The organism is Acinetobacter sp. IK31 (assembly GCF_035615195.1).
Lineage (GTDB): Bacteria > Pseudomonadota > Gammaproteobacteria > Pseudomonadales > Moraxellaceae > Acinetobacter > Acinetobacter calcoaceticus_C.
In genome coordinates this window covers 449,882-460,853 of record NZ_JANBOB010000030.1, presented here as the reverse complement: position 1 = coordinate 460,853, position 10,972 = coordinate 449,882, and the positions used below count along the sequence as shown (strand labels likewise).

Sequence of the window (10,972 nt, the reverse complement as noted above, 5' to 3'; positions counted from 1 at the left end):
GTTAACGGCACTAGCTACACCGTGACAGCAGCTGACCTGACCAACGGCTTCATCACCGCAGCGATTGCTGTGACAGGCGAAGGCCCAGTCGCGATCCATGCAGAAGCAGTTGATCCACAAGGTAACGTCGATGTTGCAGATGCAGACGTGACAGTAACGGTTGATACCTTACCTGCAGACCTGATCGGCGCGATCACGATCCCTGAAGACTTAAATGGCGACGGTATCTTAAATGCAGACGAGCTAGGCACAGATGGCAGCTTCAATGCACAAGTGGCATTGGGACCAGATGCAATCGATGGCACAGTGGTCAATGTTAACGGTACCAACTACACCGTGACTGCAGCTGACCTTACAAATGGCTTTATCACAGCAACTCTTGCGGCAACAGCGGCAGATCCTGTGACTGGTCAGATTGTGATTCACGCTGAGGCTGTAGATGCGCAAGGTAACGTAGATGTTGCAGATGCAGACGTGACAGTAACACTCGATGTTACTCCACCAGATATCACTACAACAGTGTTAGCAATTGACCCAGTTACTGCTGATAACATCCTAGATGCCACCGAAGCTGGCGGAACTGTGACCTTAACGGGTACGTTGACCAACATACCTGCGGATGCGGTCACAACAGGTGTTGTGGTAACTGTAAATGGTGTTGAATACGTTGCGACAGTAGATACAGCAGCAGGTACTTGGACCGTTGACGTAGCAGGTAGTGGCCTTGCAGTGGATACAGACTTAACAGTTGATGCTACGGCTACCTTCACAGACCTCGCTGGAAACAGTAGTACTCTTCAAGATACACAAACTTATACTCTTGCAAGTTCTATTGTTGCCTTTGATAACACTGATACAGCCGTACTTGCTCCTCAACCATTGCTTGTACAAGATGATGCCTCTTTAGGTAGCGAAACTTACCTAGCCTTGGTTTCACTTGCTGGACTTGATTTACAGCTTGGTTCTGAAGCAATTGATTTTACAGTGGGTGCTGGTCAAGAAGGCAATGCGACCTTTACCTACAGTGCCTTAATTGGTGTAGATGCACTATCTGACTACTCGCTAGTTGTTCAGAAATTTGACACCGCAACAGGCGAATGGACTTCGGTCTATGGCGGTGGTGAAGCTGATATCCTTGATCTTACTTTACTAGGCTCAACTCCTGGTGTGGTTCTTGAGGGTCTAGAAGAAGGTCAATACCGTGCATTCATGACTTACAACGGTCTTCTAGGCATCGGTTTACTTGGTACCTTAACAGGGACAATGGATGTCTATGATACGACACAAGTAGGCGGATACTACACCGAAGTTGCCGATGGTAATGTTATTACTGATATTAATACCGGTGGTGAAATAGACATCGTAACTCCTACGACTGTAGTTACAGCGGTAAATGGTCAGCCTGTTACAGCGGTAGATACAGTGATCAACGGGTTGTATGGTACTTTGGTAATTGATCCAGACGGTACATACACTTACACACCTAACTTAGATTCCGCTGGAGTTGGTCAAACAGATTTGTTTGTCTACACATTAACTGATCCTCTAACTGGTGATACTGCTCAAGCAAATCTCAATATTCAATTGAGCTCTGTGAAAGCGGTAGACAATGTAGTAACGGCAGAAATTAACCCAGAGCCATTGCTTGTTGCAGATGATGTAGCTCTTGGAGATGCATCTTATCTTGCAGCCGTATCGTTGGCTGGTCTGGATTTACAATTGCTTGGTAACGAGGCAATTGAATTTACTGTTGATCCAAACCGTGAAGGTACAGCAACGTTCACATTCGATGCGATAATCACTGCCGATTTACTCAGTGATTATGCGATTGTTGTTCAGAAGTTTGATGAAGCAACAGGGCAATGGGTATCGATTGGCGGAACTAATCCAGAAGCTTCGCTTATCGATCTATCACTCATCGGTGGTACACCAACAGCCGTGCTTGAAGGATTGGATGCTGGTCAGTACCGTGCATTTATCGGATATGAAGGTTTGCTAGGCATAGGCTTAGGCGGAACATTAACTGGTACGATGGATGTCTATAATCCATACATCGTGGCTGGTTACTCTGTTGAACCGATCTCTGGTAATGTCATCAAAGATGCAAGCCTCACTGGTGAAGTTGATGCGGCAAGCAGCAGTGCTGTGATCTCTCAAGTTAACGGTGTTGCTGTTGATCCAGCTACTGGTGCAACAATTGTCGGTACTTACGGTACCTTGGTGATCGATCAAGATGGTAACTATACATATACACCAACTGTAAATGGGGCAAACCTTGGTCAGGTAGATCAATTTACCTACACCTTGCTTGATCCAGTAACAGGTAACACTTCTGAGGCAACACTTTATGTCCGCCTTGACAGTGACAGTGTAGATATGACTTGGAACGATGCAGATCCATCTCAACCAGCTGTAATTACTAGTCCGCTTCCAGTAGATGCAATGGATAACGTTGCTTCGGCTGAAATAGACATGGTGTACCCAGTAACAACTGAGGTACTTGATAATGCGATCAGCTATAACTGGTTACTCGGTGTAGGTGGAATTGTTATCGGTTCTAAAGAAGGTACTGCCACATTTACAGTTGACCCAGGTAACCTTACTGATGCCATTATTGCAGTGAACTTTGGTTCGGTTGCAACGGTTGTTGATGGTTTACATGTGGTATTAACACGATTAAATCCAGATGGCACGCGTACTGTAGTTGCTGATAGTTCTGATACTGGCGTGATTGATTTGTTAGGTATCTTTGGTTCTGAAGTTCAATTCAAGATTGATAACTTAAGTGCCGGTACTTATGAATTGTTCATGGAAAGCAACACACTTCTAACAGCTCTAGGTAGTGTTACTGCGGATATCACACTAAATCATGGTGATATTACTCAGCCTCCTGTACTGGTTGTTGATCCTGTGATTGGTAACGTACTTGCTGATGATAATTCTGCTGTTTACGGTACAAACTATGTACCAGACTACATTACGACTACTTCAGTAGTAACTACAGTTACAGCTGAAAATGGTAATACGTCTGCGGTTGTAGCAGGTACTCCAGCAACGATTGTTGGTGCATACGGAACTCTGACTATTGGTGCAGATGGTACTTATAGTTATCAGGCAACTGCAAATATGGCGAATGTAGGTAAAGTGGATAGCTTCACTTATACAGTGACAGATCCAGCGACTGGTAGAACAGATACCGCGACATTACATGTTCAAGTTGGTTCACCAGATGTTGATGTAACCTGGAACACAGCGGATCCTTCGGCAGACGCTACACTTCCAACACCTGCTGTAACAGCTGATACAGATGATGCAACGATCAGTATGGCACCAGTGGAAGATCCACTTGTAGATGTTGCGAGTGGTAACGTAACCATCGGTAACCTTGCTGGCTTCCCACCATTACCAGTATTGAGCAGTACAGTAACTTCTAGTGAGTTTACAGTAGCTGCAAATACAGTAAGTGATGTACATGTACAGTTGAACTATACTGCATCGTTAAGCTTGTCAGCACTTCCAACGACTGGATATACAATTCAGCAGTTGGTTGGTGGAACATGGGTAAATACAGCATATTCTGGTTCTGCAACTGCATTGGCAGGTGTACTCGGTGCTCCGGCATTCTCGGCAGATGTACCTCATTTAACAGAGGGTACTTATCGAGTTGTATTTAGCTTATCAAGTCTGATTTCTCTAGGTGCTGTAACTCTAGATTCTGTAGTGAATACAACAACTACACATCTAGACCAATACACACCAGATGGACAAACAGACTGGATTACTGGCAACGTACTTACTAATGATGTCGTAGAAGGTACTCAACTCTATGTAATGAACTCAACAACTGGCACATATGAGCTAGCTGCTGGTCAAGGAGTGAATACTGGTGAAGGCACATTGTATCTATACAATGATGGTTCTTACTTCTACAAACCATTAGACAGTGCTGCTAATGCGACAGTTGATGTGATTGATTACAAATTAGTTTCGGTGATTGATGGTACTGAATATCCTTCTTCATTGACAATTAACTTGAGTCAAGAGTTGAATAGCCTTGCAGTAAGCACTGCGGCAAATGACACATTTGCTCTTGGTAACGGCTCGGATACCTTGATCTACAACACATTAACAGCTGCGAGTGTCACTAACGCAACTGGTGGTAACACAACAGGTGGTGGTGTAGATATATGGAGTGACTTCCATGTAGGGGATACTACAACTGATGATCAGGCTGATAAGATTGACTTGAGTAACTTGTTAATTGGTTCTCAATCTAACTTAACAATCGGTCAATATGTGTCAGTAAGCTACGATGCTGGTACGCAAACTGCCACAATCAGCGTAGACCGTGATGGTGGACTAGTATTAGAAGGTACTTATACTGAAACACCATTGCTTCAATTGACTAACCTCACAGGCCCAGTCACATTGAATGACTTGATCAACAATGGTCAAATCATTTTCTAATCTGACAATCGACTTATAGAAAAAGGGCCTTCGGGCTCTTTTTTTATGTTTAAACAATACGTTAACTTTGCTTTTAGAAGGGGCATGATATGATGCTTGATTAGCGCTTTATAGAACAACAAACAATTAGGGACTGAATTCGAGTGACGGCATTTTTAAATTTCCAAAGACAACTTAACCTTTGGTTAGAACAAGTTGTTCAGCACGTTCCGAGTCTTAAACAGGATATTATTTTATTTTTATCTTATGGCCCCAAAGACCAAAGATGTAGCGTATGGCACAGTGAGAAAACCAATTTAGAGCAGGCTAAAAAACAATTATTAGATTTTATTAATGACCAATTTGCACAGGCACCACTCGCTGATTATATAAAAATCGATATCACATATAATTTAATGCAACAGGTGTGGAAAGAAGTAGAACAACAGGTCCACCATCAATTTCACAACAACCATTACCGTAAAGGCATTGGCTTTGATGAACACTGTTCGGTGGCTTTTCTTGAACAAGAGATCTATGGAAAAGCAATTATTCGAGGCTTGAGCTACGACAAGCCGAACTTCTTTGATGAAACCAATCTGAATTATGCAGTTAAGCAAAAATATAACGCTACAAAACCGCAGATTAAACTACAAGAGTTGCAAGACATTTGGACTTTTGATACCTACGGAGCATTTTATGAAAATGGTCAATTCATTAATTTAGCGAGTCGCTATGATGTAAATGGTATTAGAGGAATTTCAAACAATAAGAAACAGCATTTTAAGCAGTTAATTGAGCAAAACTCTGCATTTCTACATGACCAGATTCAAGAAAATGGCAAATTTATTTATGGCTATTTTTCTGCCTATGATCGGGACATTCGTAACTACAATACGGTACGTCATTGTACCTCGGCGTATGCCTTACTAGAAACATTTGAGGTGCAAAATAAGCCTGAATATTGGCCTAAAATTCATGCCGCGATTCACTATGCACTGACCAACTTTTATAAAGAAAAAGATTCATCAACCGCTTTTATGATTGATGGAAAAGAAGGGGAGTTGGAAATTAAACTGGGTGCTAATGCGGCAGCTATTTTAATGCTAACAAAATATCAAGAAATTACCCAAAAAACTGATTATCAAAAATATGCAGAGAAACTCGCAAAAGGTATTTTAACGCTAGTAGATTCAAATGGATCAACGAATCATGTATTAAATTATCCAGATTATGATTTAAAAGAAAAATTCAGGATTATTTATTATGACGGTGAAGCTGCTTTAGCTTTATTACGTTTATACCAAATTAACCAAGATTCTAGATTATTAGAAACGGTTAAGTTAATGTTTGAATATTTTATTAAAAATAGATATGAGAAATATCATGATCATTGGTTAAGTTACTGTACCAATGAACTCACTAAAATATGTCCTGAAGATAAATATTTTATTTTTGGTTTAAATAATTATTTAAAACATTTTATTTTTATTCGAAATCGAAAAACGACATATGCAACTTTGTTAGAGATGTTAATGGCTGCTTATAAAATGGTGAGCCGTTTAAAAGAGCAGGGGCGTACAGCGCTTTTTGAGCAAGCTTATATGCCTGAGCTTCAAAAGCTAATTGAGTTTAGAGCTGATTTTCAAACCACAGGATTTTTCTATCCAGAAATGGCTATGTATATGGCGCGGCCAGATAAAATTTTACATACATTTTATATTCGACATGACCGTTTTCGAGTGCGGATTGATGACCAAGAACATAACTTGTCGGGTTACATCGCCTACGTTAAAGATTACAAGGGTGATGAGCCATGAAGTATCAACCCGTTGAGATCAAATTATTAGCACATGTCGATACTACAAGTTTTGATGAAACTTTATGGCAATTCGAATTTGATGATGATATTTCAACGCTATTACTTATCGACTATGCATTAGAGCAATTTCAGCAAAAAAATATACAGGCTCAAGATGTGTATGTTGTGCCTGACCAAATACTTGAGCACATAGGTCAGCAAACTCTGGGCTTAAAACCCTCTGAACATTACACCTTTACTGAGCTATTACAGTTCTTAATTTTTACCCAAGCAGCAGATGTAAAAAATGCTTTAAGTAATATGCTTTTTGGTACAACTGGACAAGCAACTTTAATTTTGTCTGAAAGAGCTGCTATCTATAACTTAACCATAAAAAATGAAGGTATCCAAAATCAGCTAAAACATTTGTTTTTATTAGTCAAAAATATTTATACCTATCCAGCTGAAATCAGAAAAGTTTTCTTTACTAAAGAGCTTATTTTTAAAGGAAAGCCTTATCTTCCCCAGACGCCATTAATGGCTCAGTCAGTCGTAACGGTCTTATATCTTTCTAATTCATTTAGAACAATTTATCTGACGTTCTTTGAAGAAAACCAGACCATCGGTTTCTTTTCATTTTTAGATGATATTCATCGAATTGAACATTTGGTTCCTTACTACCACTGCTTTCAAGAGCAGAACGTAAAAGCTAAAGTTTGCTCTATTCAAAGTGGCATGATCAACATTTTGGGAGATACTTACTTTGGGGAGTTCTATACAGAAAAACGTAAATCTAAGGGCCAAAGAGATGCTCTACAACAATATGGATACAGCCATTCATTCGAAAAAATAAAAGCCTTTTTATGTGAAAGTGACTTAAATATTGCTAACTTTGAAGCAGTATTTTCTTTAGAAGATCAATCACCATTAGTGCGTAAAAAGCCATTTATTCTTAAAGCTGAAGCTGAAAAAACATTAGCAGAGTTTAAGAATATTCACCTTAATCATGTTGTGCTGGCCAATAATCATCTAAAAGATTATGGGGATCGCGGATTAGCTTATACATTACAACAATTTGATCAGGCCAAAATTTCTTATATTGGCGCAGGATTGAACCAAAAAGATGCCCATAGTTACTTTGAAATTACGTTTAATAACAAGCATTATGCTATTTTTAATGGCTATTGGCACAGAGATACAGCGTATCTAGATTATGATTTTTATGCCTTAGGCGATAAGAGTGGGGTGGCTTGTCTAAATGGAGTTTTGCTTGAACAAATAAGCCGTTATAAGTTGGCTAATTCTCACCATAAAGTCATCGTTATTTGTCATTGGGGCATGGATTTTAAGCCGATTACAAAAGAACAAAGTAAACTCGCCAATATTTTGACCCAAGCTGGGGCTGACCTTGTGATTGGTCATGGTGCTCACACTGTTCAGCCCGTTCAATTCATTCATCAAAAGCCTGTAGTATTTGGTATTGGCAATGCAGTTTTTAATAGTAACGGTGAGTATGCAGAGCACAATGCTCTACCATATGGATGTATAGCACGGCTAGATTTGTCAAAAGATCGCCTTAGTTTATATCCGATCTATACCAATAATTTGAAAACATTTTGGCAGCCATATCCAGTCAATGAGGAAGATTTTTCAAAGGCCAGCAGTTATATGACTTCATTACTTGCCCATGAAAATTATAGTTTGGCTCAAGATAAATTAGGTTTTTATGTAGAGCTTGGTTTTTAAAATATTTTAAGGATAACTTTGATAATTCGATAAAATTGTTTGAAGTTGCACAGGTGTAAAACCTAAATTCCTAAGCCCACCGCTACCACGTTTACATTCAGCACTTGCCATAATATTTGTTGGCGTACGTTTTGTAGCATTCGGCGCACAAACATGTTTTAGTCCAAACACATGTCCCATTTCATGTACGCTACCAGCCTGAATATTATAATTTAGGCGGTTCCAGTCTAACAAAACAAAGGGTTCACCATTGTTGCGAAAAGCTCTACTCGTTACATCTGCAAATTTCCATTTGGTCGAATAGGCATCATAAATGAAAACGATGACTTCCTTGCTGGCAGTCCGTTTAGGAAAGCAGGTATTTACACTTGCAGGAATTGTTTCGAGGGAAATAGGATAGGGCTGATTAATCTGCTGCTTAAGGTCACATCGTAACTGAATGAACTGTTCATATGGGATATAACGGTTTAATTTGAACTTAAAAATCTTATTATTTTTATCATCTACATAATATTTATTTAATATTCTAATTTCTTTCCGCATTTGTTGGTAATTATCAAACTTTGTAGCTTCTGGAGAATCGGTGGTAAAAACGAAAGTGACTGGAACGATAGGACGGCCATCTGTAGCTACCTTAGGTATTTCCCCTGAAGGAAGAATAGGGGGGCGAGTAGTACAAGAAATACATAGTAAAGTTCCAGTGACTACCAGTATGGCTTTTTTCATGCAGATCTCCCTCAAACCTACCTTGGAATACATTTAATTTTAGTCAAATTTTTTTATATGATATGAAGAATGTCAATTTTTATGGAGTCCATTTTGACAACTCAGTATGAACTACATCGGCAGATTTTAGAAGTCATTGCTTTGATTCCTTACGGAAAAGTTGCAACTTATGGGCAAGTCGCTCGTATGGCAGGTTTACCTAAACATGTCAGATTAGTCGGCTATGTCCTTAAGCATCTTGAAGCAGATCATCAAGTCCCTTGGTATCGGGTTATTAATTCTCAAGGCAAAATTAGCCTAAGCAAATTTAATGAAAAGGGTGAAAATGTTCAACAATTAAAGCTAGAAGCTGAAGGAGTTTACTTATTAAATAGTAAAGTCAATTTAAAGCAATTTGCTTGGCAGCCTTAAATTGACTTAAAGGTTGTTGATTAAAAATAATGCCTAAATTATTAAGATCAACAAGATAGGCAATATGGAAATTATCGAACAATCAAAACAGGAATATGACTTTCGCCTAAGACTTTTTGTGCAACGCTACCCAGCACCAGTTTTCGGACACCAGTACGACCATGTGAACCCATAACAATCAGATCTGCCTTTAAGTCTTGAGCAGCCTGAATAATTTCTTCATGTACGACAAAACCTTCAAGTAGTTTGGCTTCGACAGTAATGCCTTCATTAGCAAATTTTTGTTTTGCTTGTTCTAAAATGTCGAGTAAATAAGTTCTTGTGCGTTCAATTAATTCGTTAGTTTGCCCAGTTTTTACGTAGGCATCGGCAATATATGGGTCAAGAGCCATAACTTGCACTACGGTAATTTTGCTATTTAGCGCTTTTCCCAGTTTGATCGCCTCTTTCATGGCGATCATTGAAGTTTCAGAACCGTCAATTGGTACAAGAATATGTTGATATAACATGAGTGTTTTCCTTATTCTAATGATGCTTATTTATTCAATACTTTATACTTATTTTTTGATGATTTAAATTCAAGCACGTAATCATTTGTGTTTTATAACATTCAATTTTATAGCTCTATTTTTATAAAGTCCGCAAATTTTCTATATGGCTAGATAAAGCATCTATATCATCAGTTTGTAAATATTCACGTATTTTCAGAATTTGCTTCTCATCTAAATTGTAAAGTTTTAAAGCAAGCAGTTTATCGATTTGTTCTTGAGGAAAGCGATATTTAATAATTTTCGCAGGCACGCCACCTACAATTGCATAGGGCGGAACATCTTTAGTTACTACAGCTCCAGTTGCAACCACTGCACCTTCACCAAGTTTGACACCTTGCATAATCATTGCGCGACTGCCAATCCAGCAACCATCAGCAATAATTGTATTACCAGCCGCTAAGAAGCTACGCGTATCAAAAGGGAAAGACGAAATCCAGTCTGGTCGATGAAGTTGGTTACCGCCCATCATGATTACACATTCAGCGCCAAAGCAAACGAAATTACCAATATGAAGTTGATCAATTGGTTTATCAGGTGTTGAGGCTTTGTCATGTAAATAACGTACCACACAACGCTCAAAACCTTGGTCCCAATAGGCTGAATAATAGGAATAATTGCCTTTAATATGAATATTCGGGTTTTTAACCGTTTTATGGATAAACTCAAATTCACACCAATGACGAACCGGGGTGTTAATTAATGAAGTATCCATTTGTGATTTCCCAAAAATATATCAATGGTATTGAATAAAAACCCCTCATAAAGAGGGGCTAGTTGTGTATTATCTTAGAGATATTCTACACTTACGATTTCATATTCGACTTCGCCTTGAGGAGTCACGATTTTTACTTCATCGCCTTCACTCTTACTCAAAAGACCACGTGCGATTGGTGAGTTCACAGAGATTTTATTAATTTTAAAATCTGCCTCGTCATCGCCTACAATTTTATAAGTCTTACGTTCTTCGGTATCTAAGTTTTCAATGGTGACAGTCACACCAAATACAACACGACCATTTTGCTCAAGTGTTTTGACATCAATTTCTTGAACTGCACCCAATTTCCCTTCGATATCTTGGATGCGTCCTTCACAGAAACCCTGCTGTTCACGAGCAGCATGATATTCTGCATTTTCTTTTAAATCGCCATGTTCACGTGCTTCAGCAATCGCCTGAATAATACGTGGACGTTCAACAGATTTTAAATGTTGTAATTCTTTCTCTAAGGCAATTTTACCTTCAGGGGTCATTGGATAACGTTGCATTTTGGTCCCTCTTAAGTTGAGAAAACAC

Annotated in this window: 8 protein-coding genes; 4 read left to right on the top strand and 4 right to left on the bottom strand. The window is 39.1% G+C overall.

The window, feature by feature from the left end:
• The 3 genes from MSG66_RS15590 to MSG66_RS15580 all read left to right on the top strand — a co-directional run.
• Positions 1-4,467: BapA/Bap/LapF family large adhesin (locus MSG66_RS15590; RefSeq protein WP_324654544.1), on the top strand; the 4,467-nt coding region annotated here is incomplete at its 5' end.
• A 143-nt stretch (positions 4,468-4,610) separates the two neighbouring features.
• Positions 4,611-6,266 carry a poly alpha-glucosyltransferase gene (locus tag MSG66_RS15585; RefSeq protein WP_324654543.1) on the top strand — a complete coding sequence of 552 codons (1,656 nt, stop codon included), beginning with the start codon at positions 4,611-4,613 and terminating at the stop codon, positions 6,264-6,266.
• Entirely contained in the window at positions 6,263-7,993 is a 1,731-nt protein-coding gene (locus MSG66_RS15580; RefSeq protein ID WP_324654542.1) for a CapA family protein, read from the top strand. The genes MSG66_RS15585 and MSG66_RS15580 overlap by 4 nt, the downstream gene beginning before the upstream one ends.
• A gap of 6 nt (positions 7,994-7,999) precedes the next feature.
• Here MSG66_RS15580 and MSG66_RS15575 read toward each other — a convergent pair whose 3' ends face one another.
• Complete coding sequence (locus MSG66_RS15575; protein WP_324654541.1) at positions 8,000-8,719, bottom strand: metalloprotease; 720 nt, start codon at positions 8,717-8,719, stop codon at positions 8,000-8,002.
• A gap of 81 nt (positions 8,720-8,800) precedes the next feature.
• Between MSG66_RS15575 and MSG66_RS15570 the strand changes: the two genes are divergently transcribed.
• Positions 8,801-9,130, top strand: coding sequence for an MGMT family protein (locus MSG66_RS15570; protein ID WP_324654552.1), 330 nt, complete (start codon positions 8,801-8,803; stop codon positions 9,128-9,130).
• A 71-nt stretch (positions 9,131-9,201) separates the two neighbouring features.
• On the opposite strand, the gene MSG66_RS15565 is transcribed toward MSG66_RS15570, so the two are convergent.
• The 3 genes from MSG66_RS15565 to greA all read right to left on the bottom strand — a co-directional run bounded on the left by MSG66_RS15565 (position 9,202) and on the right by greA (position 10,944).
• A complete protein-coding gene (locus MSG66_RS15565) occupies positions 9,202-9,639 on the bottom strand; it encodes a universal stress protein (RefSeq protein WP_324654540.1) in 438 nt (145 codons plus the stop codon).
• Between the two features lie 121 nt (positions 9,640-9,760).
• Complete coding sequence (locus tag MSG66_RS15560) at positions 9,761-10,393, bottom strand: CatB-related O-acetyltransferase (RefSeq protein WP_324654539.1); 633 nt, start codon at positions 10,391-10,393, stop codon at positions 9,761-9,763.
• A 74-nt stretch (positions 10,394-10,467) separates the two neighbouring features.
• Positions 10,468-10,944, bottom strand: a complete 477-nt coding sequence (greA, locus tag MSG66_RS15555) for a transcription elongation factor GreA (protein WP_003650066.1) — start codon at positions 10,942-10,944, stop codon at positions 10,468-10,470.
• Positions 10,945-10,972: the final 28 nt, after the last annotated feature.